Origin of the sequence: Caenimonas aquaedulcis (genome assembly GCF_015831345.1) — a bacterium.
In the GTDB taxonomy this organism is placed as follows: domain Bacteria; phylum Pseudomonadota; class Gammaproteobacteria; order Burkholderiales; family Burkholderiaceae_C; genus Ramlibacter; species Ramlibacter aquaedulcis.
Genome location: NZ_JADWYS010000001.1, coordinates 3,557,939 through 3,581,834, shown reverse-complemented (window position 1 = coordinate 3,581,834; position 23,896 = coordinate 3,557,939). Strand labels below are relative to the sequence as shown.

Annotated in this window: 21 protein-coding genes; 10 read left to right on the top strand and 11 right to left on the bottom strand. The window is 68.5% G+C overall.

What is annotated here, in order from left to right; translation table 11 throughout:
• Position 1 precedes the first annotated feature (1 nt).
• The 3 genes from I5803_RS17245 to I5803_RS17235 are packed head-to-tail and all read left to right on the top strand — an operon-like array spanning position 2 to position 3,410.
• Positions 2-1,327, top strand: a complete 1,326-nt coding sequence (locus tag I5803_RS17245; RefSeq protein WP_196987553.1) for a rhamnosyltransferase WsaF family glycosyltransferase — start codon at positions 2-4, stop codon at positions 1,325-1,327.
• The gene (locus I5803_RS17240; protein WP_196987552.1) at positions 1,327-2,493 is read left to right on the top strand and encodes a glycosyltransferase; all 1,167 of its coding nucleotides are present in this window, start codon (positions 1,327-1,329) and stop codon (positions 2,491-2,493) included. The genes I5803_RS17245 and I5803_RS17240 overlap by 1 nt, the downstream gene beginning before the upstream one ends.
• A complete protein-coding gene (locus I5803_RS17235) occupies positions 2,493-3,410 on the top strand; it encodes a glycosyltransferase family 2 protein (RefSeq protein ID WP_196987551.1) in 918 nt (305 codons plus the stop codon). The genes I5803_RS17240 and I5803_RS17235 overlap by 1 nt, the downstream gene beginning before the upstream one ends.
• On the opposite strand, the gene I5803_RS17230 is transcribed toward I5803_RS17235, so the two are convergent.
• Entirely contained in the window at positions 3,407-4,657 is a 1,251-nt protein-coding gene (locus I5803_RS17230) for a glycosyltransferase (RefSeq protein WP_196987550.1), read from the bottom strand. The genes I5803_RS17235 and I5803_RS17230 overlap by 4 nt on opposite strands.
• Entirely contained in the window at positions 4,657-7,233 is a 2,577-nt protein-coding gene (locus tag I5803_RS17225) for a glycosyltransferase family 2 protein (RefSeq protein WP_196987549.1), read from the bottom strand. Before I5803_RS17225 ends, I5803_RS17230 begins: the two co-directional genes overlap by 1 nt.
• 58 nt (positions 7,234-7,291) lie before the next feature.
• On the opposite strand from I5803_RS17225, the gene I5803_RS17220 reads away from it, so the two are divergent.
• Entirely contained in the window at positions 7,292-8,371 is a 1,080-nt protein-coding gene (locus tag I5803_RS17220) for an acyltransferase family protein (RefSeq protein WP_196987548.1), read from the top strand.
• Here the strand turns inward: I5803_RS17220 and I5803_RS17215 are convergent.
• Positions 8,321-10,306 (bottom strand): SDR family oxidoreductase, encoded by a 1,986-nt coding sequence (locus I5803_RS17215; RefSeq protein ID WP_196987547.1) that lies wholly within the window; start codon positions 10,304-10,306, stop codon positions 8,321-8,323. The two genes, I5803_RS17220 and I5803_RS17215, sit on opposite strands and share 51 nt — an antisense overlap.
• A 183-nt stretch (positions 10,307-10,489) precedes the next feature.
• Between I5803_RS17215 and I5803_RS17210 the strand changes: the two genes are divergently transcribed.
• The 5 genes from I5803_RS17210 to I5803_RS17190 all read left to right on the top strand — a co-directional run bounded on the left by I5803_RS17210 (position 10,490) and on the right by I5803_RS17190 (position 14,278).
• Positions 10,490-10,993, top strand: a complete 504-nt coding sequence (locus tag I5803_RS17210) for a phasin family protein (protein ID WP_196987546.1) — start codon at positions 10,490-10,492, stop codon at positions 10,991-10,993.
• 115 nt (positions 10,994-11,108) lie between these two features.
• On the top strand, positions 11,109-12,293 hold the full coding sequence (locus tag I5803_RS17205) for a patatin-like phospholipase family protein (RefSeq protein ID WP_196987545.1): 1,185 nt from the start codon (positions 11,109-11,111) through the stop codon (positions 12,291-12,293).
• Positions 12,294-12,297: 4 nt separating this feature from the next.
• The gene (locus tag I5803_RS17200) at positions 12,298-12,960 is read left to right on the top strand and encodes a TetR/AcrR family transcriptional regulator (protein WP_196987544.1); all 663 of its coding nucleotides are present in this window, start codon (positions 12,298-12,300) and stop codon (positions 12,958-12,960) included.
• Positions 12,961-12,970: 10 nt separating this feature from the next.
• Positions 12,971-13,744 (top strand): tetratricopeptide repeat protein, encoded by a 774-nt coding sequence (locus tag I5803_RS17195; RefSeq protein ID WP_196987543.1) that lies wholly within the window; start codon positions 12,971-12,973, stop codon positions 13,742-13,744.
• A 66-nt stretch (positions 13,745-13,810) separates the two neighbouring features.
• The gene (locus tag I5803_RS17190) at positions 13,811-14,278 is read left to right on the top strand and encodes a hemerythrin domain-containing protein (protein ID WP_354001682.1); all 468 of its coding nucleotides are present in this window, start codon (positions 13,811-13,813) and stop codon (positions 14,276-14,278) included.
• A 5-nt stretch (positions 14,279-14,283) separates the two neighbouring features.
• Here the strand turns inward: I5803_RS17190 and I5803_RS17185 are convergent, their stop codons facing one another.
• A complete protein-coding gene (locus I5803_RS17185; protein ID WP_435520874.1) occupies positions 14,284-15,684 on the bottom strand; it encodes a wax ester/triacylglycerol synthase family O-acyltransferase in 1,401 nt (466 codons plus the stop codon).
• A 218-nt stretch (positions 15,685-15,902) separates the two neighbouring features.
• Here I5803_RS17185 and I5803_RS17180 point away from each other — a divergent pair, with 218 nt between their 5' ends.
• On the top strand, positions 15,903-16,157 hold the full coding sequence (locus tag I5803_RS17180) for an acyl-CoA-binding protein (RefSeq protein WP_196987541.1): 255 nt from the start codon (positions 15,903-15,905) through the stop codon (positions 16,155-16,157).
• Positions 16,158-16,169: 12 nt separating this feature from the next.
• Here I5803_RS17180 and I5803_RS17175 read toward each other — a convergent pair whose 3' ends face one another.
• The 7 genes from I5803_RS17175 to I5803_RS17145 are packed head-to-tail and all read right to left on the bottom strand — an operon-like array spanning position 16,170 to position 23,850.
• Positions 16,170-17,144, bottom strand: coding sequence for a Bug family tripartite tricarboxylate transporter substrate binding protein (locus I5803_RS17175; protein WP_196987540.1), 975 nt, complete (start codon positions 17,142-17,144; stop codon positions 16,170-16,172).
• 27 nt (positions 17,145-17,171) lie between these two features.
• The gene (locus I5803_RS17170) at positions 17,172-18,083 is read right to left on the bottom strand and encodes a hydroxymethylglutaryl-CoA lyase (RefSeq protein ID WP_196987539.1); all 912 of its coding nucleotides are present in this window, start codon (positions 18,081-18,083) and stop codon (positions 17,172-17,174) included.
• Entirely contained in the window at positions 18,080-19,300 is a 1,221-nt protein-coding gene (locus I5803_RS17165; protein ID WP_196987538.1) for a CaiB/BaiF CoA transferase family protein, read from the bottom strand. Before I5803_RS17165 ends, I5803_RS17170 begins: the two co-directional genes overlap by 4 nt.
• 33 nt (positions 19,301-19,333) lie before the next feature.
• Positions 19,334-20,275, bottom strand: coding sequence for a LysR family transcriptional regulator (locus I5803_RS17160; RefSeq protein ID WP_196987537.1), 942 nt, complete (start codon positions 20,273-20,275; stop codon positions 19,334-19,336).
• Between the two features lie 3 nt (positions 20,276-20,278).
• Positions 20,279-20,662: a polyhydroxyalkanoic acid system family protein gene (locus I5803_RS17155; protein WP_196987536.1), complete on the bottom strand. Its 384-nt coding sequence runs from the start codon at positions 20,660-20,662 to the stop codon at positions 20,279-20,281.
• Positions 20,663-20,695: 33 nt separating this feature from the next.
• Entirely contained in the window at positions 20,696-21,760 is a 1,065-nt protein-coding gene (locus I5803_RS17150; protein ID WP_196987535.1) for an aminopeptidase, read from the bottom strand.
• Positions 21,761-21,774: 14 nt separating this feature from the next.
• Positions 21,775-23,850, bottom strand: a complete 2,076-nt coding sequence (locus I5803_RS17145; protein WP_196987534.1) for a molybdopterin-containing oxidoreductase family protein — start codon at positions 23,848-23,850, stop codon at positions 21,775-21,777.
• Positions 23,851-23,896 lie beyond the last annotated feature (46 nt).

The window sequence follows — 23,896 nt, the reverse complement described above, 5'->3', positions numbered from 1 at the left end:
GATGACCAACCTGATCGAGAGAGCCCTTCGTTTCCAGCGCCGCCACGGCACGCGCCGGCTGATCCGCGAAGGATGGGCGCGCGTGGCGCGCCGCGGCCGCGCCCTCTTCGGCGTGCAGCCGCCGGGCCAGGAGACCCCGTTGTCGCTGGCCGATATCGGCTGGGTCAGCGCGGCGGAGCTCGCGGCCAAGCAGGCGCAGCAATGCACGGCGTTGCGCCTGTTCACGTCGCCCCGCCCCGCGCTGCCGCGCGTGAGCATCGTCACCGACAGCATCAACAAGGGCAGCCTGTACGGCGGCGTCGGCACCGCCGTGATCCTGGGCTGCCTGATCGCCCAGCGGCGCGGCGCGACACTGCGCATCGTCACGCGCACGGAACGCGCGCAACCCTCTGGGCTGGCCGGCGTTCTCGCGACCTACGGCATCGAGATGAGCCACGAAGTCGAATTCGCATTCGCCCCGTTTCACGACGAACGCCACCAGCTGGACACGCACGAAGGCGAGCTGTTCCTTACCACCTCGTGGTGGACCACCGCCGCGACGATGGGCAGCGTGCCCGCCGCGGACATCGTCTACCTGCTGCAGGAGGACGAGCGCATGTTCTATCCCCACGGCGACGAGCACCTGCGCTGCTCGCGCGTGCTGAAGGACCCGCAGCTGCGCTTCGCGATCAACACGCGCCTGTTGTTCGACCACCTGGTCGCGAGCGGCCTGGACAACGTCGCACACCACGGCCTCGCGTTCGAGCCGGCGTTCCCGCCGCAGGTGTTCCAGCCGCGGCATTCGGCCGGCACGGGCAAGCGCACGCTGATGTTCTACGCGCGGCCGCACAACGTGCGCAACCTCTTCTACTTCGGCCTCGAAGTGCTGGAGGCCGCGATCGCGCGAGGCGTGGTGAAGCTGGACGAGTGGGACATCGTCTTCGTGGGCAAGGACATTCCGAAGATCCGCCTCGACGCGGGCCGCTATTCGCCCCGGCGGCTGGAAAACCTGAGCTGGGCCGAATACGCCGAATTCGCAAGCACGGTGGATCTCGCCCTGTGCCTGATGTACACGCCGCACCCGAGCTACCCGCCCTTCGACCTGAGCGCGAGCGGGGCCGTGGTCGTCACCAACCGCTTCGGCAACAAGCAGGACCTGGGCGGCTACTGCCGCAACATCCTGTGCGGCGACACGGACCTGGAGCCGATGCTCGGGACGCTTGCGCAAGGCGTCGCGCTCGCGTGCGACGAGCCGCAGCGCACCGCGAATTTCCGCGACCGCCGGATGCAGGCCGACTGGCACGCGGCGCTGGCGCAGGTGGTCGACCGCTTCGGGACGCCCGGCTGATGTTCTCGCTGTCCACGGTGCCGGCCGTCCCGCACGAGGACCCCTGGCACCTCCCACTGCAGGAACGCATGCGGCTGCTCGCGCGCCGGCCGCGTGCGGTCGCCTACTTCTACGAGCAGGCGGACAACAGCACCTTTCGCTACCGCGTGCACAACATGGTGGAAGTGCTGAACGACGGGGAAGGCGACATCGGCGCGTCCTACTTCTTCCACGCGGACCTGACGCGCCTGGAGGAAATCGCGCAGGCCGCCGAATTGCTGGTGATCGGCCGCACGCGCTACGACCACCGCGTGAACCGCCTCGTGGCGGCGTTTCGCCGGCGCGGCAAGCGCGTGCTGTTCGACGTCGACGACTTCGTCTTCGACACGGACTACGTGCACCTGCTCGTCAACACGCTCGACCTCGACGCCGACAACCCGCAGGTGTGGAACGACTGGTTCGCCTACCTGAGCCGCATGGGCGCCGCGCTCAAGCTGTGCGACGGCGGCATCACCACCAACGAGTACCTCGCGGCGCGCATGCGCGCCTTCGCGGGCATTCCCGTGGAGGTCGTTCCCAATTTCATGAACCGCGAACAGCTCGCGCTGTCCGAACGCGTGTTCGAGGCGAAGGCGACGCAATCTCCCGGCCAGGACGGGCTCATCCACCTGGGTTACTTCAGCGGCTCGCCCTCGCACAACCGCGACTTCGCGATGGTGGTTCCCGCGCTGGAGGAACTGCTGGAGGAAGACGAACGGCTGGGCGTCGTGGTGGTGGGCTACATCGAGGCCGGGCCGCGCCTCGAGCGCTTCGGCTCGCGCGTGAAGCGCTATCCCTTCCAGGATTACGTCAACCTGCAGCGGCTGATCGGCTCGGTGGAATTCAACCTCATGCCGCTGCAGTTCAACACGTTCACGGACTGCAAGTCGGAGTTGAAGTACTTCGAGGCCGCCGCCGTGGGCACGCTCAGCATCGCCTCGCCCAGCCATGTGTACGCGCGGGCCATCGACCATGGCGTCACCGGCTTCCTGTCGCGCTCCTACGAGTGGGCGGGCGTGATCCGGCAGGCGCTGGGCCGGCTGGGAGAGTACCGCGCCATCGCCGCGCGCGCGCATGCCGACGCGCTCGGCAAGTACGCGTGGTTCACGCAGCGCGACGTCATCCTGCGGGCCCTGGGGCTGCGCTGATGGACGCGACGCGCGCCCGCCCGGGGAGCGACCCCGTCGTCTGGTCGAGCATCGTCTGTTTCCATCCCGACCCCGCCGCACTCGCGGCGCTCGTGACGGCGCTCGCCCCGCAAGTGGCGCGCGTGGTGGTGATCGACAACTCGCCCGGCGAACCGGCGCTGGACCCTGCGACTCTGGGGGGTGCGATGCACGTGCGCATGCCGTCCAACACCGGCACGGCCGGCGGGCTGAACGAGGCGTGGCGCCGCGCGCTGGCAGCCGGCGCCACGCACCTCGTCAGCTTCGACCAGGACAGCCGGCCGGACAGCGAGCTCGTGCGCTGCCTGCTCGAAGAATTCGCCGCGGCCGGCCCAGGTCTGGCCGCGATCGGCCCGGTGTGGAGGGATTCGCGCAGCGGCGTCGCGCTGCGCGTGCTGCGGCCGGTGCGCTTCGTTCGAAGGCACGTCGCCGCGCCTCCTGCGGGCCGTGTGGAGGTCGACCACATCATCACCTCGGGCTGCCTGACGAGCGCGCAGGCGTTCCGCCAGGTCGGCCCGTTCGACGACGCGCTGTTCCTCGACTATGTCGATGTCGAATGGTCGCTGCGCGCGCGCGCCCAGGGCCTGTCCGTCGCGGTGGCCGCAGGATGCCGGATGCAGCACACGATCGGCGACCGGGTGATCTCCATCTGGGGCCGCCAGCTCTCGCTCCACCAGCCCGCGCGCAGCTACCTGCAAGTGCGCAACCACCTCCTGTTGTGGCGGCGCAAGTGGATTCCGCGCGGGTGGCTGCTGAGCGACCTGTTCCAGGTCGTCTTCAAGCTGGGAGCCCTGTTCCTCCTCGCACCGCTGCGGCGCCAGAGGCTGCGCTGCGTGATCGCCGGCATACGCGACGGCCTGCGCGGCCGCAGCGGACCCATCCCGGCCGGGACACCCTAGCGGCGCGCGCGCCGCAGCAGCGAATCGTAGAAGAAGGCCTCTTCCTCGATACGCATGGGAAGGGGCAGCGCCGCGCGCCATTGCCCCAGCAACTGCGGCTGGTCCAGGACGCGCCCGATGGCGCCTGCCCACGCACGCGCGTCTTCGCCGGCGACGGCCATCCCCCCGCCGGTCTCGACGACCCGCTCGCCGGGGGCGCCCAGTCGCGACACCAGCGCGGGAATGCCCGCGGCGGCACTCTCCACATGCACCAGCGAAAAACTCTCGGGAACCTGCGAGGGCAGGCACAACAAGTCCGCGGACCGCAGTGCGGCGTAGACCTGGGCCGATGGCAGGCCGCCGGCGAGGTGCACGCGAGGGTCCGCGGCCGCCAGCGCGCGCACTTCCTGGTGGTAGGCGGGATTGCCGTAGAAGCCGCCCACCGCCTGGAGGCTGAGCTCGCGGTCCGGCAGCAGGGCCAGTGCGCGCAGCAGCACGGCCAGGCCTTTTTGCGGAATGACCGAACCGGCGAACACCAGCTTGAGGCCCGGCGCCGGCTTTCTCTGCGCAGCGGCGCCCGCCGCGCGCGCGAGCGCGACCAGGTCGATGCCGTGCGGGACCACTTTGAAAGGCAGGCCGTCGAACGACGCACGAAAACGCTGCGCCACGAAGTTGGAGGGCGCGATGCGCTCCGCGGCTGCGGCAAGCAGCGCGTGCGCATGCTCGTAGCGCCGGCGATAGCTGGCCTCGTCCCACGGCGGCACGGCGCAATCGCGCGCGCAGCGCCGCCCGCCCTCGGGTCCGTCGCACAGCTCGTCCTTGGCCGTCACGAGGTTGATGCGCGCACAGGGCAGGAAGAAGTCGGTGAGCGTGAGGACATAGGGCAGGCCGCAGCGCTGCGCCGCCAGCACCGCGCTGCCCATGCGCATCGTGTGCAGCACATGCGCGACCTCGAAGCGCTCGGCATCCATCCACGCGGCCAGGCGGCCCGCGAGCCCTTCGTCGATCTCGAACCCGATGTCGGCGGTGGCCGGCAGGGCGTCGCGCGGAATGAGCGTGACGGGGATGCCGTCCCAGGTCAGGCGCAGGCAGGCGGGCACCGGGGTCTCGACGGGCGCCGCCGCGATGCCTGGCGGGTGCACCGCACAGGCCAGTACATGGACATGGTGCCCGGCGTGCTGCGCCATGCGCGCCAGATTCAGGGCGACGCGTTCGGTCCCGCCGGAAAACTCCGGGAAGAACTGGTGCAGGATGAAAAGGATCCGCATCACACGCCTTGCGTCAACGCCGCGTGGAGGCGCTGCGCGTGTTCGAAGCCCGGCACGCCCTCCTTGCGATGGTCGAGGCCATGGAAGGCCAGGAGCGAGCCCGTGGTGGCGGCGAAGGTCTTGCCGATCACCGCGACGAGTTCCTCCGCCGGCACCGCGTCGCCGTCGTCGTAGATGCCCGCCATGAACCGCGCGCCATGGTCCAGGCGGTCGCAGAAGGCATCGCCGAAGCGGCGCGCTTCGGCCGCCGCGTTGCGGTCACCCGAGGGGGCCGCGCCGACATCGGCCGCCAGGCCCGCGACGAACTGTTCCAGGCGTGCGTCGCCCAGCGCCAACGAACCGCCTGTGCGAAGCCGCGCGCTCTCGCGACGCCAGCGCGCAGTCCACCCCTTCAGCCGCGCGCCCGTGGCATCGCCGCCGGCGGCGCGGACTTCGGCGATCCAGTCGGTCGCGTAGGCGGCGCACGAGACGATGCCCTGGACGAGGCCGTGCAGCGATTCGCAGTGCGGGTACGCGAAGTCGTCGAACAGGCCCACGAGGAAGATCACGTCGACGTAGGAACGCTTGAGGTAGTAGTAAGCCGGCCGGTTGTGCGAGTGGATGGTCTTGACCGATGCGAGCATTGCGACCTGCCAGCCATCCTTGATCAGGCGGATGCCGAGGTCGAGGTCCTCCGCGTAGTTCCCCCGGTAGCGGTAGCGCTGGAACAGGTCGCGCGCGATGAGGCACGACACGTCGCTCAGCTGGCCCTGCGAGCGCAGCGACATGTGGTCGTCGCCGGTGTGCGCGCCGATGCGATCGTTCTCGAGGCAACCGAGGAAGCGGTAGTGCGTGTCGATCATCGCGTCGTACATGAGGTCGCTGTCGCTGCGCGCGAACTCCGAACACGACACCGCCGCCAGGCGCGCGTGCGCCGGGTCGCGCAGCGCGCGCAGCATGCCGTTCATCCAGTGGTCGCCGACGGGGTACGCGTCCTGGACGATGAAGAGCACGTAGTCGCCAGTCGCGGCTTCGGCGCCGAGGTTGCGCGAGTGGCTGTGCGAGAACTCCGACTGCGGGATCTCGATCACCCGCGCGCCCGCCGCGCGCGCCATGGCGACGGTGGTGTCGCCCGAACCGGAATCGACCACCACGATCTCGACGCCGGCGACCCCTTTCTGCGCCTTGAGCTTGCGCAGCAGCCACTCGAATTCCGGCCCGGCATTGAAGGCAGGGATGACGACCGACACCGTCGCGCCGACAGGCTCCACCGAATCGTCGATGTCGGGATGCAGCCGCGTGTCCGCGCGCACGCGTGCCGGTCCGGCCGCGAAGGGATTGGCCGACGGGCCCGCGGGCGCGCCCGCGAGGCGGGCGAGATACACGCGCCGCTGGCGGAGGTAGTAAGGCAACCGCAGCGCGAAACCGCGTGGGCCCTGGCGGCGCAGCTCGTCCGCGGCCGTGCGCAGCACGCGCAAGGCGAGCCGCATCGCGCGCGCCGCCCTGCGTGCCTGCCGCCCCGCGTAGCGCAAGGGGCGCGTGATGCGCCACGAGGTCGATGCGCGAAGCGCGCGCACCTGTTCCAGCAGGTCTTCTCGCACGCGTGCCAGCAGCGCGAGCTCGGCTTGCTGGAGCGCCATCAAGGCCTCGCGCTGCGCCGCCAGCGCGGCCTGCTTCGCCGCCTCGGATTCCAGGTGCGAGACCTGCGCCTGCGTCGCGATCACCAGCTGAAACATTTCGTCCAGGGACAGCTGCAGGTCGGCGAGGCGGGACCGTTCCGCCGCGAGTTCCTGGTCCCGCTGGTTCCTGAGACCCTGCTGGCGCGTCTCGCGCTCGATCAGGCGTACGACGTCGGCCGGTGTCCACCGCGCGAGCTGGCGCCGTGCCATCGACTCCAGCATTTCCCTGCGCGCCTGCCCCTGGGCCGCGTGTCCCGATCCTTGCGATGCATCGAGCGCATAGGCGGCCGAGACACCGGGCACGTGCTCGAAGCGCCCCCGCCTGGACAGCTGCACCCAGAAATCCCAATCCTCGAAGAGCGACATGCCCTCGTCGAAGCGGGCCGGGGGTTGCGCGTACACCGCGGCCATGCGGAACATCACCGCGTGGATCGGCAGGTAGTTCTGCAGTTGCAGCGCGTCCGCGTCGAAGTCCGTGGCGAAGGTGTGGACGGCGCGCCTGCCGGGGCCCCGTGCGTCCTCGAGCAATTCGACGTCGCTGTAGGCCGCCACCAGCGATGCGTCACGGCGCAATGCACCGGCGAGCTTGGCGAGGTGATCGGGAAGGAACCAGTCGTCGTCGTCCAGGAAGACGGCGAACTCCGTGCGGCACGCGTCCAGCAGCAGGTTCGCGGCCTCGGCGCGCGGCACGCGGCGCTGCGGGTCGACCATGCGGATGCGCGCATCTTCAGGAAGCGGCGCGAGTGCATCGAAGGGCTGCCCGCTGGCGTTGAGCAGGATGATTTCCCAATCGCCGAACGATTGAGCGCGTACCGAGGAGATGGCCTGTCCGAGCGTCGCGCGTCCCATCGTCCTGATCAGCACCGACACCTGTGCGCGTGCCGGAGCCGGGGAAAAATCGGGAGGCTGTTGATTCATGCGGAGGGCGGCGCAGAGTTTAGCGCACGCGAGGCACAATCGATTCCCTAACCCCCTCATGATGCAACCGAGCCGGCACCTCAACAATTTCGACTTCATCCGCCTGTGCGCGGCGCTGTTCGTATTGCTGTCGCACCAGTTCGCGCTCACCGGGCTGCCGGAGCCGGTGATCCTCGATGTCCATTCGCTGGGCGGCTTCGGCGTGCTGATCTTCTTTTCCGTGAGCGGCTACCTGGTGGCGGGCAGCTGGGATTCCGACCCGCACCTCGGGCGCTTCGCGGCCCGGCGCCTGCTGCGCATCTGGCCCGGCCTCGCCGTGGCCGTCGCATTGACGGTCTTCATCTGGGGACCGCTCGTGAGTCCCTTGCCCTGGCGCGACTACTTCAGGCACCCCGGCGTCGTTTCGTACCTGAAGAACGCGATCTTCCTGGTGCGCGACGGGCTGCCGGTCTTCTTCACGGGAAACGCGCTGCCGACATCCGTCAGCGGGCCGCTGTGGACGATCCCCCTCGAAATCAAATGCTATGTCGTGCTCGCGCTCCTGGGCGCCGTCGCCGGGCGGCGCATGCGATGGCTGCTGCTCGTCGTCACGCTCGCCGCACTCGCGCGGTACGCGGTCGTGGAGCCGCGCGGCGATTTCCTGATGGCCCGGCTGGGCTGGCCGCTCGAGCAGCGCTTCCTGCTCGAATTCGGTTTCTTCTTCTCGGCGGGCGTCCTCATCCAGGCCTTCGGCATCCTGAACTCCGGCAAGCTGAAGATGATCCTGCTGCTGGCGCTGGGTGCGGCCGTCGCGTGCGCGCTCGCCCAACTGTCCTTCCTGGCGATCTGGCTCGCACTGCCCCTGGCCGTCCTCGCGTTCGGCGTCTCCTCGACGCCCGTCGTCCGCCGGGCGGGCCGGTTCGGCGACCTGTCGTACGGCATCTACATCTATGCCTTCCCCATCCAGCAAACCCTGATCTGGCGGTTCGGCCAGGCGCACGCGTGGACGACGGTGCTTGCGATAACGGTGATCCTCACCGTCGCGATGGCGTGGTTGTCGTGGCGGTTCGTCGAGCGCCCGGCGCTGCGCATGAAGCCCCGTACCGTGTCAGAAGTGAATCCCCCGCATCATCTGCTGCATGGCGATCGCCTCGGGTGACAGCGTCGGCTTCGCCGCCTTGTCGCCCTTCGCCGCGGATGAATCCGGGAACATCCGGAAGCTCGTGTTCATCGCGATCTGGGCCACGCGCGGCACCAGCGCGTGCATCAACTGGCCCGTGATGCCCAGCCGCGTCGCGATGCGCACCGGCTTGCTGATGCAGGCGTCCGCGATCATGTCGGCGGCTTCCTCCGGCGCGAGCGTCGGCACGTTGTTGTAGATACCCGTCGGCGCGATCATCGGCGTACGCACCAGCGGCATGTTGATGGTGGTGAAGGTGATCCCGCGGTCCGCGAACTCGCTGGACGCGCAGCGCGTCCAGGCATCGAGCGCCGCCTTGCTCGCCACGTAGGCCGAGAAGCGCGGCGCATTGGTGAGCACGCCGATCGAGCTGATGTTCACCACGTGCCCCTTGTGCTTCGCTGCCATGCCGGGCAGCAGCCCCATCGTCACGCGCAGGCAGCCGAAGTAGTTCAGCTGCATCGTGCGCTCGAAGTCGTGGAAGCGGTCGTAGCTCGACTCGATCGCGCGGCGAATCGAGCGCCCCGCGTTGTTGATGAGGAAGTCCACGCCGCCGTGCTTGTCGATCAGCAGCTTCACGAAGCGGTCCGCATCCGCCATGTCCGCGATGTCTGCGGCGTAGGCGATGAACTCGTAGCCCTTGGCCCTCGCTTCCTTGCAGGCTTCGTCGAGCTTGTCCTGGTCGCGGCCGCAGATGAGGGTGATCGCACCCGCTTCCGCGAACTTGTGCGCCGCCGCGAGGCCGATGCCCGAGGAGCCGCCCGTGACGAGAACCACCTTGCCGCCGACGGTGCCCTTGAGCGTACGGTCGATGTGCAGGTCCGGGTCGAGGTGGCGCTCCCAGTAATCCCAGAGGCGCCACGCATAGTCCTTCAGGTTCGGCACTTCGATCCCCGAGCCCTTGAGCGCCGCCGCGGTTTCGCGGTTGTCGAATCGCGTGGGGTAGTTGATGAAGGTGAGGATGTCCTCGGGCAACCCCAGGTCCTTCAGCACCGCCGCGCGGATGCGCCGCACCGGTGCCACCGCCATCAATCCCTTCTTCACGCTCTTCGGGATGAACCCGAGCAGCGCGGCATTGATGAAGAGGTTCATCTTGGGCGCATGCGCCGCGCGGCTGAAGATGTCAAGCACGTCGCCTACGCGATAGCCCACCGGGTCCACGAGGTGGAAGCAGCGCTTGTCGATGGCCGCCTTGTGGCTGATGAAGTCGAGCGCATCGACGACGAAGTCCACCGGCACGATGTTCACGCGGCCGCCCTCGAGACCGACGGCCGGCATCCACGGCGGCAGCAACTGCCTCATGCGCTGGATCAGCTTGAAGAAGTAATAGGGCCCATCGATCTTGTCCATCTCGCCGGTCCGGCTGTCGCCCACCACCATCGCGGGGCGGTACACCGTCCACGGCACCTTCGACTCCTTGCGGACGATCTTCTCGCTCTCGTGCTTGGTCGCGAAGTACGGATGCTCGTAGTTCTCCGCCTCCTCGAACATGTCTTCGCGGAAGACGCCTTCGTACAGGCCCGCCGCGGCGATGGAGGACACATGGTGGAAATGCCCGGCATCGATCGCCTTGGCGAATTCCACGGTGTTGCGCGTGCCGTCCACGTTCACCGCGACCTGGCTTTCCTCGTCCGCCGAGAGGTCGTAGACCGCCGCGAGATGATAGAAATGGTCGACCTGTCCTTTGAGCTTCTTCACGTCGGCCGCGTCGACACCGAGCTTTTTCGCTGTAAGGTCGCCGAACACCGGCACGGCGCGAGCCGCGCCGACACCCCAGTACTCGCGCAGTTCCGCGACCTTGCCTTCGCTTTCCTTGCGGATGAGGAAATGCACGACGGAGCCCTTGCGCTCCAGCAGCTTCCTGACGAGGCGCCTGCCGATGAAGCCGGTCGCGCCGGTGACGAAATACTGCATGGATGACCTCCAGGTTTTTGCTGTTGCTCTGCACAATTCTTGCGCAAAGGTCAGCGCGACCATTCAGCACAAACCCCCGCTTGTCTAGAAGCGGGCCCCTAATCCGTGCGCCCGCGGCGGCTTACAGTGCGGCGATGCGCCCCCTTCGGGCGGCGCGAAGTTCAACCCATTCCAGGAGGCCCCATGGTCACGAAAACGAAAAGATCCGCCGACTCCGCCAGCAGCAGCGGCGCACCGCACCTCTCCGGCACCGTCAAGGAATCCGCGCAACAGATCTGGCTCGCCGGGCTGGGCGCCTTCGCCAAGGCGCAGGAAGAAGGCGGCAAGGTCTTCGAGACGCTGGTGAAGGAAGGCACCTCCATCCAGCGCAAGACGCAGGCCGCGGCCGAAGAGAAGATTTCCGAGGCGACGAGCCGCATGGCGAACATGGCCACCGACATCTCTTCGAAGGCATCGGGCCAATGGGACAAGCTGGAAAACATCTTCGAGGACCGCGTCTCCAAGGCCCTGAAGAAGCTGGGCGTGCCGTCGGCCAAGGACATCGATGCGTTGATGGCGCGCATCGACGAGCTCAATCGCAACGTGGAGCGACTCGGCGCCAAACGCGCCGCGAAGTCCGCGCCGGCAAAGAAGGCGGCCGCGAAGAAGCCCGCAGCCAAACGCTCCCCCGCGCGCAAGTCGGCTTGAAGGGCCCTCGCCCCATCGACATCGCAAGGCGCTTCGGCGCCTTTCGCGTTTCTGCGGCCGCCGATTGCTGCGACGCAGCAACGGCGTTGAATCAAGCCCCCTACACTGACCGCAGATGAAGAACAGAAAAACGCCCGCCCCCAAAATCGCGCTGGCGCTTGCCGGAGGCGGGCCGCTGGGCGCGATCTACGAAATCGGCGCGCTGTGCGCCCTGGAGGAATCGCTCGCCGGCCTGGACTTCACCCGGCTGGATCATTACGTCGGCGTGTCCGCCGGCGGATTCATCGCCGCCGGGCTCGCGAACGGCATCTCGCCGCGGGCCTTGTGCGCGGCCTTCATCGAAGATCGCCCGGGAGCGGACCGCTTCGATCCTTCGTGGCTCATGCGCCCGGCCCTTGGCGAGATCGCGCGCCGCGCGATCATGCTCCCCGGCGCTGCCGCCTCCGCGTTGTGGAGTGCCACGGCCGGCCGGCGTTCCATCGCGCAGTCGCTGGAGCGCCTCGGCCCGGCCCTGCCCACGGGCGTCTTTTCGAACGAGCAGATCCATCTGCGCTTGCAGGCCCTCTTCTCGCGCGAGGGCCGCACCAACGACTTTCGCGAACTGCGCACCCAGCTCACGCTGGTCGCCACCCACCTGGACAGCGGCGATGCCGCGCCCTTCGGCCGCCCGGGCTGGGACCACGTGCCCATCTCGCGGGCCGTGCAGGCCAGCTCCGCGATGCCGGGGTTGTTCCCGCCGGTGGAGATCGACGACCGCTACTACGTCGACGGCGCATTGAAGAAGACGATGCACGCCTCGGTCGCGCTCGACGACGGCGTGGACCTGATGCTGTGCCTCAACCCGCTGGTGCCCTTCCATGCCACGGAGCGCGCGATCCCCCGCATCGTGGACGGCGGGCTGCCGGCCGTCCTGAGCCAGACCTTCCGCTCGATGATCCATTCGCGCATGGAACTCGGCATGAAGCAATACGAGCGCGCCTATCCCCGCACGGACATCGTGCTGATCGAGCCCGACCACCGCGACCCGGAGCTGTACCTGGCCAACACCTTCGGCTATGGGCGGCGGCGCGAGCTCGCGGAACACGCGTACCAGCGCACCCGCGCGATGCTGCGCGAACAGCACGGGACCCTGGCGCCGCGCTTCATGCGCCATGGCATCGCGCTGCGCGCCGACGTCCTGGCAGACGCCACCCGTCACCTCGTCTCGTTGCCCCCGCCGCGCGCGCGGATCGGCCGCGCGGTCGCCGCCTTGCACGGTGTCCTGGACGAGCTCGCGCTCACGACGCAGCGGCTCGCCTGAAGCGATGGCCAAGAAAGCCCCCCGCCGCACCGCCGAGCGCATCCTGGAAGTCACGCTCGACCTGTTCAACCGCTTCGGCGAGCCCAACGTGTCCACCACGCTGATCTCGGCGGAGCTGAACATCAGCCCCGGGAACCTCTACTACCACTACCCGGCCAAGGACGAACTGATCAACTCGCTCTTCGACCGCTACGAGCATTCGCTTTCGGAGCTGCTCAATGCGAGCGACGGCGTGCGCGACGTGGAGGACGCCTGGTTCTTCCTGCACACGCTCTTCGAGCTGATCTGGCAATACCGCTTCCTCTACCGGGACCTCAACGACCTCCTGTCGAAGAACCGCCGGCTCGAGACGCACTTCCAGTGGGTGCTGAAGAACAAGACGCGCGCGGTGAAGTCCATGCTCGACGGCATGAGCCGCACGGGCGCGGTGAATATCGATTCGCGCGAGGTGGAGGCCACCGCGACCGCCATGGTCGTCGTCATCACCTACTGGCTCAGCTACGAATACGTGCGCGAGCCGCGCCGCGCGCTGGAGCCCGAAAGCGCGCAGCTCTCCCTGCTGCGCGGCGCGCACCATGTCCTCAACCTGCTGGCACCGTATCTCGAACAGGGGCAGCGCATGCACCTGCTGGGACTGGTTTCGGCCTACAGCAGCCCCGGCGCCTGAAGGGAACAAGATGGCGAAGTGGACTCCCTTTCCCCACCTGGGCGACTACAAGTTCAACGCGGCAAGCCTGAAGAAGGAATGGGCGCGGCTGCACGCCGGGGACGCCGAGCCGCTGCCCACGCAGGCCGACGTACTCGAAGCATGGGTCCTGTTCCACAACGGCGACTTCCAGGGCGCCGCCGCGGCGGGCCTGGCCGCCGGCGGCCACGGCATCACCGCCGCCAACAAGGCCCAGGCGATCTACGCGAACTACCTCGAGAAGAAGGAAAAGACCAAGCTCGACCTCTTCATGGAAGTCGCCCAGCGCGCCGAAGCGCAGGCGGCGCTGGACCCGGGCAACCCCAACGCCTGGTACTGGCAAGCCTATTCGCTGGGCCGCTACAGCCAGGGCATCAGCGTGGCCAAGGCACTGGCGCAGGGGCTCGGGAGCAAGGTGAAGGAGGCACTGGAGCGCACGATCACGCTCGAGCCGCGGCACGCGGACGCGTACATCGCGCTCGCGGCTTTCCATGCCGAGGTGATCGACAAGGTCGGCTCCCTCATCGGCGGCATGACCTACGGTGCGAAACGCGAGACCGGCCTGAAGCTCTACCAGGACGCGCTGAAGATCAACCCGGGCTCCGCGATCTGCCTGATCGAGTACGCGAGCGGCATGCTGATGCTCGAGGGCGACAAGCGCCTGAAGGATGCCAACCGCCTCTACGAACAGGCGGCCGCCACCCGGCCGCTGGACGCGATGGAGCACCTGGACGTCGAACTCGCGCGGGCCGAATTGCACGACTGAGGCTGAGCCCCGGTCGGGGCGCGCGCCTACAGCCGAGGCAGCCGGCGCTGCCCACAATCGGCGGTCATGATGAACATCTTCGAAGCCCTGCGCCTGTCGCACGATACCCAGCGCATGCTGGCCACGAAGCTGCTGGACACCCACGGCGACACGCCCGAGCGCCGCAACCTGTATCGCGAGCTGAAGCACGAGCTCGCGGCCCATGCCATCGCGGAGGAGCGGTGCTTCTATAGCCCGCTCATCGGGTTCGACGAAAGCGTCGCCCAGGCGCGCCATGGCATGGCCGAACACCACGAGATGGATTCGCTGGTGGACGAGCTCAACAAGATGGACTTCAGCTCGCCCGGGTGGATCGCGCAGTTCAGGAAGCTGCAGCACAAGGTCTTCCATCACCTGGAAGACGAGGAGCACGCCATCTTCCAGCTGGCGGGCAAGGTCCTGACGGAGGGCGCGAAGATGTCGCTCGCCAAGGATTACGAGGCCGAATTCGCGACGGCCCGGCTGGGCGACATGCCGGTGAGCTCCGCCGAGTAGCGGCGCTACTCCCCCCAGGGAAGCATCAGGGTCACGAGCGAGAGCCGGGCGAATTCCGGTTCGAATTCGTCGATGATCGCCTGCGGCTTGGGGCACAGCACGGTGTCGGTGATGACGCCGAACTGCACGCCGCCGCCGTAGCTGAGGATCGACACGCCCAGCCCGATGTCGCCGGACTGCGGCACCCAGAACATGCTCTGCTCCAGCGTCGAGCCCAGGAACTTCAGCTTCTCGCGCGGCCCCGGCACGTTCGTCATCACCGCGGTGGTCTTCTTGCCGAAGAGGTTGAGCATCGCCTCCTGCGCGGGCTTGATGAGAAGGCCCGCGATGGCGAGCATGCCGAACGCGAGCAGCGGCTGCGTGCTGCCCTTGAGCGCGTCCATCCGCCGCCGCACTTCGTAGACCCGCTCGATCGGGTTTTCCATGCCGATGGGCAACACCAGCGGCACGAGGCCGAAACGGTTGCCGAGTTTGTAGGCCTGGTCCAGGGGCCGCAGGTTCACCGGGATCATGGCCCGGATTTCCTGGCCCGAGATGTCGTCTCCCAGCGACTTCAGGTATTGCCCGATGGCGCCGGCCACGCAACTCAGGAGCACGTCGTTGATCGAGCAGTTGAGCGCCTTGCCGACCGCGCGCACTTCGTCCAGCGGGATCGGGTCGCACCAGGCCACGCGCTTGGTCATCCCGGGCTTGCCCTTCAGGCGCGTCTTCGAGTCGTCCGGCATCAGGGCGAGCGCCGCGGCATCGCTGACCACCTGGTAGGCGAGCTTGGCGAGGTCGAGCGAGCCGTCGATGCCTTTCTGCGGATCGCGCAGCAAGCCGAGGGACCGGACGGCGCCCTCGCCCGCCGCGCCCAGCGCCTTGACGCTCATGTCGGTGAAGGGTTTGATGAGCGTGTCCGCGATCCAGTCCTGTGCGCCTGCCGCGGATGCCTTGCGGGCCCGCTCCGGCGGCGGCGCGCCGCCGTCGACCAGCGACATCGTCACCGAGATCAGCGCGATGCCGTCCGCGATGCAGTGATGGATGCGCACGATCAGCGCGCTGCCGCCGTCGTAGTCCTCGACCAGGTGGAATTGCCACAGCGGATGGCGGCGATCGAGCGGCTGCATCGCGAGTTCGCCGACGCGCTCCTGCAGCGCGAATTGCTCCTCGCCCTTCGAGTGGCGCGGCAGCTTCTCGAGCAGCACGTGCCGCTGGATGTCGAACTTCGCATCCTCCACCCAGGTCGCGCCCGCGGTGTCCTCCACCACGCGCTGCCGGAATCGCGCGTACTTGAGCAGCCGCTCCTGCACGCGCTCGCACAGGTCGGCATGGCGAATGCGTGGACGCAGGGTCCACACGCCCACGATCATCATGAGGTTGCTCGGCGAATCCATGCGCAGCCACGCGGTGTCCACCTTGGTCATGCGCTCGCCGGAGAGGCCGAGCATGCCGCCCGCGGCGCGCGTTGCGTCCTTGCGGATCTTGCGGGCCGCGGCGCCGGCGGCTTGCTGTGCAACGATTCGGGTCACCATGCGATCGGCCTCCGGAAGGGGTCTGGGCGGGCTGCCGGATTCGGCAACGTCCCCTATTCTGGGTGGCCGCGCCGCCTTAAGATACCGCGAAGTTACCCCAAGGAGCATCCATGGCCGATCTGAAAGCCGCGTTCGAATCCGCAGTCGCCAATTCCAAGAACCTCTCCGAGCGCCCCGACAACGCCACGCTCCTGAAGATCTACGCGCTGTACAAGCAGGCCACCACCGGCGACAACGCGGAGAAGAAGCCCGGCTTCGGCGACATGGTGGGCCGCGCGAAGTGGGACGCCTGGAACGGCCTGAAGGGCACGTCCAGCGACGACGCGATGCAGCAGTACGTGGACCTGATCGAGTCGCTCAGCTGAGCGGCCCTGCTGTCAATCCGCGGTGATGTGCGCCGCCTTCACCACGCGGTTCCACATGTTGCGCTCGCTGGCCCCCAGTGCGGCCAGCTCGGCGCCGTTCATCGGGATCGCCTTCGCGCCCTGCTCCTCGGCGCGCTTCCTGAACGATTCGCTCTCCACCACCTGCGCGACCGCCGCGGACAGCTTCGCCTGGAGCTCCGGTGACAGGCCATTGGGCCCGTAGACCGCGAACCAGGACGACGCGACCAGCGGCACGCCGGCCTCTGTCGCCGTCGGCACCGAGGGCAGCGCGTCCAGCCGCTTCTTGCCCGTCACCATCAGCGCCTTCAGCTTGCCCGCCTTCACGTGCGCGAGCAGCGGCGGCGGCGTGGTGATCGTGAAATCGACCGTGCCCGCGAGCAGGTCCGTCAGCGCCGGGCCCGTCCCGCGATAGGGGATGTGCGTCATGAAGGTGTGCGTGAGGTCCTTCAGCAGCTCCGTCGTGACGTGCTGCAGCGAGCCATTGCCGCTGGAGGCGTAGTTCACCTTGCCGGGGTTGGCCTTCACGTACTTCAGGAATTCCCCGAAGGTGTTCGCCGGGAAGTTGCCGCGCACCGCCATCAGTTGCGGCGCGTCGATCAGGTGCCCGATCGGCTTCAGGTCCTTGCCCGGGTCGAACCCGGCCACCGGCTGGATCAGCGGCGTGATGCACTGGTAGCCCGAATACTGGACCAGCAGCGTCAGGCCGTCGGCCGGCGCGCGCGCCACCATCTGCCCGCCGATGTTGCCGTTGCCGCCGCTGCGGTTGTCCACGACGACCGACGCCTGCAGCAGCTTGCCGAGCGGCTCCGCCAGCATGCGCGCCGCGATGTCGGTGGTGCCGCCCGGGGCGGACGGCACGATGAGGGTGATCGTCTTGCCCGCGAATTGCGCGAAGGCCGGCAGGGCCAGCGCCGCGGCGCCGCATCCGGCGGCCGCGATCAGGGTGCGACGGGAAATCGCTGTCATGTTGTCTCCTGGAAATTGTGAGAGGGGTCAGGCGGCGGGTGCCGGGTGCAGGTCCGTGATGCGGCCGGCCTTGGCAACTTGCCCGGGCACGGTGTGCCCCACGATGCGCGGCAGGTCGCGCGCGATCGCGAGCAGCCGCGTGAAGTCGATGCCGGTGTCGTAGCCCATGGCGTCCAGCATGTGGATCGCGTCTTCGCTCGCGATGTTGCCGCTCGCGCCGGGCGCATAGGGGCAGCCGCCGAGGCCGCCGAGCGAGCCGTCGAAGCGCGTGATGCCGCCCTGCGCCGCCGCGAGCACGTTCGCGAGGCCCATGCCGCGCGTGTTGTGGAAGTGCAGGGTCAGCTGCAGCGCCGCGAACTGCTTCTGCAGCGCTTCCACCATGTCGCCCACCTGCGCCGGATGCGCCATGCCGGTCGTGTCGCAGATCGTGAGGCCGCGCACGCCCAAGTCGGCAAATCGCGCGGCCCAGCGCAGCACTTCCGACAGCGCCACCTCGCCTTCCATCGGGCAGCCGAAACAGGTGGAGAGCGAGACGTTCACCGGCACGCGGCCTGCCACCGTGCGGATCACCTCGGCGAGCCCGGCGAAGCTCTGCTCGCGCGACATGCGCAGGTTCGCGCGGTTGTGCGTTTCGGAAGTGGACATGACGAGGTTGAGCTCGTCCGCCCGCGACTCCATCGCCCGCTCGGCGCCGCGCAGGTTGGGCACGAGCACGGAGTACTCCACACCGGGCACGCGGCGGATGCGGCCCATCACCTCTTCCGCGTCGCGCAGCATCGGGATCGCCCTGGGCGAGGTGAAGGACGTCACCTCGATCTTCGCGTAACCGCATTCGCCGAGCGCGTCGACCAGGGCGACCTTGTCGTCGGTGGGGACGAACTCCGGCTCCATCTGGAACCCGTCGCGCGTCACGACTTCGTTGAAATGAATTCGCTTCATGTCTTGTTCCCCACGATGCCGCGGGCCTTGAGTTCGCCGATCTGCGCCGGCGTGAGGCCGACTTCGCGCAGCACGTCGTCGGTGTCCTGGCCCACCGCGAGCGGCGCATTGCGGCGGTGGCCGCCGGGCGTCGCGGACAGCTTTGGCACCACGCCAGGTACGGTGATCTCGCTGCCGTCGTCCATGCGCACGCTCTCCAGCATGCCGCGCGCGGCGTAGTGCGGATCGGCCGCGATGTCGGCGACGGTGTAGATGCGGCCGGCGGGGACGCCGGCCTTGTCGAGGGCCGCCAGAACTTCGTCCACGGTGCGGGCGGCCGTCCAATCGCCGATGGCTGCATCGATACGTTCGACATGGGCGACGCGCCCAGCGTTGTCCGCCAGTTCGGGATCGGTGGCGAATTCATGGCGGCCGATGACGGCGGCCAGGCGCTTGAAGATGCTGTCGCCGTTGCCGGCGATGAGCGCGTAGCCGCCGTCGCTGCACAGGTAGGCGTTGCTGGGTGCGATGCCCGGCAGCGCGCTGCCTGCCGCGCCGCGCACCGCGCCGAACGCGCTGTACTCGGGCAACAGGCTTTCCATGCAATTGAACACGGCCTCGTACAGCGCCACGTCGATCACCTGGCCCTTGCCGGAGGCGTGCCGGTGCTGCAGCGCCAGCAGGATGCCGATCACGCCGTGCAAGGCGGCCAGCGTGTCGCCGATCGAAACACCCACGCGAACCGGCACGCGGCCAGGCTCGGCAGTGAGGTGGCGCAAGCCGCCCATGGCTTCGGCGACGACGCCGAACCCGGGCCGGTCGCGATAGGGCCCGGTTTGTCCGTACCCGCTGATGCGCAGGACGATCAGGCGCGGGTTGATCGCCATCAGGGCATCCGGTGACAGGCCCCATCCCTCCATCGCGCCGGGGCGGAAATTCTCGATCAGCACGTCGGCTTCCGAGGCCAGCCTGCGCACGATCTCCTGTGCCTGCGCATCCTTCAAATCGAGGGCGAGCGAGCGCTTGTTGCGCGACTGCACCTGCCACCAGATGGAGGTGCCGTCCTTGAGCAGGCGCCACTTGCGCAGCGGGTCGCCCGCGCCCGGGGGCTCGATCTTCACGACGTCCGCGCCGAAATCGGCGAGCGTCTTCGCGGCGAACGGACCCGCGATGAGCTGGCCCAGCTCCACCACCTTGAGGCCGTCGAGCGGCCCGGCCTTGCGTTGGCTTGTCTCCATGCGGCGCAGTGTGCGCGCCGCCTCGCCGCGCGTCTATTGCTGCTTGCGCCGGCGGGCCTTCGCGGTTTGCGAAGGCTGCGCGAGGAAGGCCACGAAATCCTCCACCGCCGGGTCGGCCGTCTCGTTGCGGGTGGCGACCAGCAGCCGCCTTTGCGCCCAGCCGTCGGCAAGGGGCCGCCAGTCGATCTTCATCGCCCGGATGATGGGCAGCGCGGCCTGCCTGGGCAGGATCGCCAGGCCGAGGCCCGATGCGACCAGGTGGCAGACCGCGTCGAAGCTGCGCACCTGCATGCGCAGTCGAAACGGCCGCTTGGCCGCGAGCGCCGCCTGCTGCTGCTGCACGAGCATCGCCGCGCCGGTGTTGAGGCTGATCCAGTCCTCGTCGAGCGCATCGACGAACGCGAGCGGCGCGCGGCCGCGCAGCCGGTGCTTCGCGGGAAGGACGAGCACGAGCTCATCGGTGCGGAACAGCCGGGTCCGCAGGCCCGCCGTGTCCGGGCCTTCAACGAATACACCGACGTCGGCGCTCGCTTCGCGCAGGGCCGCCGGCACGGTGTCCGACACCTGCTCCTCCAGCTCGATCCGGATCTGCGGCCGCAGCAGCGCGTATTGCGCGAGCAGCGGCGGCAGGAACTGGTTGATCGCCGCCGTGCTGGCCGACAGGCGCAGGTGGCGCGCCACGCCATGCCGCATGTCGGACAGTTCGTCGCCCATGCGCTCCAGCGTCTGCAGCAGGGCGAGGCCGTGCTTCGCGAACACGCGCCCGGCCGGCGTCGGCGTCAGGCCCCGCGCATGGCGCTCGAACAGCGGCTCGCCGATGGCGCCTTCCAGCTCGCGGATGCGGCGGCTCGCGGCGGCGAGGGCGAGGTGGGCTTCACGCGCCGCGCCCGTGAGGCTGCCGCCCTGCGCACAGGCGACGGCCAGGCGGATGGACACCAGATCGAAGCGCGCCAGGTTGTAGCTGGCGGATGCCACGGCTCAGGCCTTCTTCCTGGGTGCAGGCTTTTTCGCGGGGGACTTCTTCGCCGCGTCGCGCTCCGAGATCGCCTGGTTGAACGCCTTCAGCGGCTCCTCCTGGGCGAGGAGCATGTCGAGGTTCTTCACGATCTCGGATTCGATGCGGTCCTTGAAGGCGCCGAGCAGGAAGCCCAGGCGCGCGTCGAGCTCGAACCTGTCCTTCGTCACCTTGAGCTCCCCGTTCGCGCCGGCGCGCGTGAAGGTGACGAGGTCGGAGGTCTTGCCCTCTTCGTAGGTGCACGCCATGCCCAGCTTGTCTTCCGCGGTTTCGGCCCACTGGAAGGCGAGCTTGCGTGCGCCGGCGAGTCCGAGCGTGTGGTCGCGCGTGATGTGGATGTCAGGCAAGGTGCGCTCCCCGTGTGCGTGGGCTCGATGCGGTCATGAGGTCTCCTTCAGCAGCTTGTGGCGCTCGTCCTTGGGCAATTCGGCGAGGCGTTTGGCCGCATCATAGAACCGCCGCCAGTCGCGCCCCTCGCGTGCGTAGAGCGCCTCGAAGCCGGGCACGAGTTCGTCGTAGGCGGCCTGCGCGCCGAAGGACGCATTGTTCGCCCTCTCCACGTACTGGTCGAACCCGCGGAAGCGCGCGGAGTCACCGCCCCAGCTGTCGCGAAGCTTGACGTAGGAGGCGCGGAAGTCCCTCAGTGCCTCCTGCTTCGCGGACTCGCGCGCGTCGCCTTCCATCTCCGAATAGATCTTTTCCAGCCGCTTGCGCGTGGCCAGCGCCATGGCGCGGAACTGCGTGCGCCGCCCGTTGAACTCGGCGTAGTCCTTGCGCGCGTCCTCGCCGGCCTGCGTCTCCAGCCAGCGCGCACCCCCCAGGCGCTCCACCGACGTCGCGAAGGATTCGTTGAACATCGTGTCGTCCTTCGCATAGACCACCTGGTGCGCGAGCTCGTGGAAGATCAGTCGCGCGAGTTCGCCCTCGGGGTAGTAGATGAAGGTGTTGAGCAGCGGATCGCCGCCCGCCCAGTTCATCCAGCCCAGGGTGGAATAGGCGGGGACCGGATAGACGTTCGAATCGAATCCTTCGGCCGCGAGGCGCGCCGACTCCGCGCGCGCCTGGGCTTCGTCGAAGTAGCCCCGGTAGCTCACGCAGCCCGTCACCGGGAAGCACCATGTCTTGAGCTTCACCGAATACTTCGGCGCGGCGACCACGTTCCACACCACGGCCGTGCGTTGCAGGTCCGCGTAGCGGCGGTAGCTCGGGTTGTCCGGCAGCTTCAATTCGCTGACCGCGTAGCTTCGGATCCGCTGGCTGAGCGCGAGGCGGGATTTCAGCCGCTCCGGCGCCTGGGTGTCGGCGAGCCAGTCGTCCACGGGCCTCGCGGCGCTCAGCATCTTCAGGTGCCCGCTCGCGGACTGCCAGTAGTAGCCGAGGTTGGCGCACCCCGACAGACAGAGGGTGCCGGCCAGCGCGATCGCCGCCATTCCGATGCTTGCCATGACGATCCGCTTCCTCACGCCGCCTGGACTTCGACCAGGCAGTCGTAGAACACCGGGCCGCGCCCCATGTCCGTCAGCTTCTGGCTGGTGAGCTCGTTCACGTTGGTGCCGTTCAGGCCGAACTTGCGCCACCAGATGCCCAGGCCGTTCACGACGCCGGGCCGCGCGCGCGGCGAGACTTCGGCCTTGCAGCGGTATTCGCCGCGGTCATTGAATACGCGCACCTCCATCCCGGTGGTGATCCCCCGCGCCATCGCATCCTGCGCATGGATCTCCAGCACGGGCTCGCCCTCGATGTCGCGCAGGCTCTGCACGTTCACGAAAGTCGAGTTCAGGAAGTTGCGGGCGGGCGGGGAGATCATTGCGAGGGGGAAGCGCGGCGACGAGCCCGCCAGTTCGTAGTTGGGGACATGGTCGGGCAGGCCGTCCATGCCCTGGCGCGCGAGCGCTTCGCTGAAGAACTCGCACTTGCCCGATGCCGTCGGGAAGCCGCCATTCGCGAAAGGCGCGTCCGCCACGGGCAGCGACGCGAAGCCGCGCGCCAGGAGCTCATCGAAATCGATGCGTGTGCCATAGGCCTTGCGGCACAGGCTCTCGTCGGTTTCCGAGAAGCACTCGTCGGTGAAACCCATGTGCCTCGCCAGGTCGCGAAACACCTGCGTGTTCGAACGGGCCTGCCCCACCGGCGCGATGGCGGGGCGATTGAGCAGCACGTCGGTGTGGCCGTAGGCGAGGTGCACGTCCCAATGTTCGAGCTGCGTGGTGGCCGGCAGGATGTAGTCGGCATAGTCGGCCGTATCCGTGCGGAAATGCTCCAGGACCACGGTGAAGAGGTCCTCGCGCGCGAAGCCCGCCACTACCTTGGACGACTCCGGCGCCACCGCGACGGGGTTGCTGTTGTAGACGACCAGCGCCTCGATGCGCGGACCGAACTCCGGCGAGGCATCGCGCAGCACGTCGTCGCCGATGGTGATCATGTTGATGGTGCGCGGCGCGCGGCCGGCGAGCAGGTCGGGCCGCTGCAGGGCCGCCCTGTCGACAGGGAAGGTGCCCGAGCTCGAGAGCAGCACGCCACCCGCGCGGTCGCGCCACGCGCCCGTCAGCGCCGGCAGGCAGGCCACCGCGCGCACGGCATTGCCGCCGCCGCGCACGCGCTGCATGCCGTAGTTCACGCGGATCGCGGCGGGGCGCGTGGTGCCCCAGTCGCGCGCGAGCGAGCGGATCTGCGCCGCGTCGATGCCGCACACGGCCGCCGCGCGCTCGGGCGTCCAGCGCAGCGCACGCTCGCGCAATCCCTCCCAGCCTGTCGTATGGCGCGCGATGTAGTCGTGGTCCAGCCAGTCGTTCACGACGAGTTCGTGCATCATCGCCAGCGCCAGCGCGGCGTCGGTGCCCGGGCGCAGCTGCACGTGCTCGTGGCACTTCTCGGCGGTCTCGCTGCGGCGCGGGTCGATGCAGACGAGCTTCGCGCCGTTGCGCTTCGCGGCCTGCGCGAGACGCCAGAAGTGCAGGTTGCTCGCGATCGAATTGCTGCCCCAGATGAGGATCAGCTTGGCCTCCGCGAAGAACTCCACCTTCATGCCGACCTTGCCGCCCAGCGTCTGCGCGAGGCCCTCGCCGCCGGCGCTCGAGCAGATCGTGCGATCGAGCATCGACGCGCCGAGGCGGTTGAAGAAGCGCGCGGCGATGCTCTCGCCCTGCACCAGGCCCATCGTGCCCGCATAGCTGTAGGGAACGATCGCCTCCGGATCGCGCGCCGCGATCGCCGCCAGGCGCGCCGCGATGTCCTCCAGGGCGTCGTCCCAGCTCACGGGCTCGTAGCGGCCCGAGCCCTTGGGCCCCGCGCGGCGCAGCGGCTGCAGCAGGCGGTCGGGGCTGTAGGTGCGCTCGGTGTACTTCGAGACCTTGTTGCACAGCACGCCATCGGTCGGCTGGTGGTCAGGATTGCCGCTCACCTTGATCGCGATGCCGTCGCGCACCGTCGTGAGCAGCGCGCAGGTATCGGGGCAGTCGTGCGGGCAGGCACCGCGCACCACGGCTTCGCCTTGCAAGAGACTGACGCTAGGGGAGATGCCGATGGCGCTCGTCATGGAGTAACCCTATAGTTTTGCGCACCGGCCCGAATTCATCAGAGGC

Bases quoted from the DNA above. Each gene is read 5' to 3' on its own strand.
- I5803_RS17245 (WP_196987553.1), top strand. From the start codon at position 2: ATGACCAACCTGATCGAGAGAGCCCTTCGTTTCCAGCGCCGCCACGGC.
- I5803_RS17240 (WP_196987552.1), top strand. From the start codon at position 1,327: ATGTTCTCGCTGTCCACGGTGCCGGCCGTCCCGCACGAGGACCCCTGG.
- I5803_RS17235 (WP_196987551.1), top strand. From the start codon at position 2,493: ATGGACGCGACGCGCGCCCGCCCGGGGAGCGACCCCGTCGTCTGGTCG.
- I5803_RS17230 (WP_196987550.1), bottom strand. From the start codon at position 4,657: ATGCGGATCCTTTTCATCCTGCACCAGTTCTTCCCGGAGTTTTCCGGC.
- I5803_RS17225 (WP_196987549.1), bottom strand. From the start codon at position 7,233: ATGAATCAACAGCCTCCCGATTTTTCCCCGGCTCCGGCACGCGCACAG.
- I5803_RS17220 (WP_196987548.1), top strand. From the start codon at position 7,292: ATGATGCAACCGAGCCGGCACCTCAACAATTTCGACTTCATCCGCCTG.
- I5803_RS17215 (WP_196987547.1), bottom strand. From the start codon at position 10,306: ATGCAGTATTTCGTCACCGGCGCGACCGGCTTCATCGGCAGGCGCCTC.
- I5803_RS17210 (WP_196987546.1), top strand. From the start codon at position 10,490: ATGGTCACGAAAACGAAAAGATCCGCCGACTCCGCCAGCAGCAGCGGC.
- I5803_RS17205 (WP_196987545.1), top strand. From the start codon at position 11,109: ATGAAGAACAGAAAAACGCCCGCCCCCAAAATCGCGCTGGCGCTTGCC.
- I5803_RS17200 (WP_196987544.1), top strand. From the start codon at position 12,298: ATGGCCAAGAAAGCCCCCCGCCGCACCGCCGAGCGCATCCTGGAAGTC.
- I5803_RS17195 (WP_196987543.1), top strand. From the start codon at position 12,971: ATGGCGAAGTGGACTCCCTTTCCCCACCTGGGCGACTACAAGTTCAAC.
- I5803_RS17190 (WP_354001682.1), top strand. From the start codon at position 13,811: ATGATGAACATCTTCGAAGCCCTGCGCCTGTCGCACGATACCCAGCGC.
- I5803_RS17185 (WP_435520874.1), bottom strand. From the start codon at position 15,684: ATGACCAAGGTGGACACCGCGTGGCTGCGCATGGATTCGCCGAGCAAC.
- I5803_RS17180 (WP_196987541.1), top strand. From the start codon at position 15,903: ATGGCCGATCTGAAAGCCGCGTTCGAATCCGCAGTCGCCAATTCCAAG.
- I5803_RS17175 (WP_196987540.1), bottom strand. From the start codon at position 17,144: ATGACAGCGATTTCCCGTCGCACCCTGATCGCGGCCGCCGGATGCGGC.
- I5803_RS17170 (WP_196987539.1), bottom strand. From the start codon at position 18,083: ATGAAGCGAATTCATTTCAACGAAGTCGTGACGCGCGACGGGTTCCAG.
- I5803_RS17165 (WP_196987538.1), bottom strand. From the start codon at position 19,300: ATGGAGACAAGCCAACGCAAGGCCGGGCCGCTCGACGGCCTCAAGGTG.
- I5803_RS17150 (WP_196987535.1), bottom strand. From the start codon at position 21,760: ATGGCAAGCATCGGAATGGCGGCGATCGCGCTGGCCGGCACCCTCTGT.
- I5803_RS17145 (WP_196987534.1), bottom strand. From the start codon at position 23,850: ATGACGAGCGCCATCGGCATCTCCCCTAGCGTCAGTCTCTTGCAAGGC.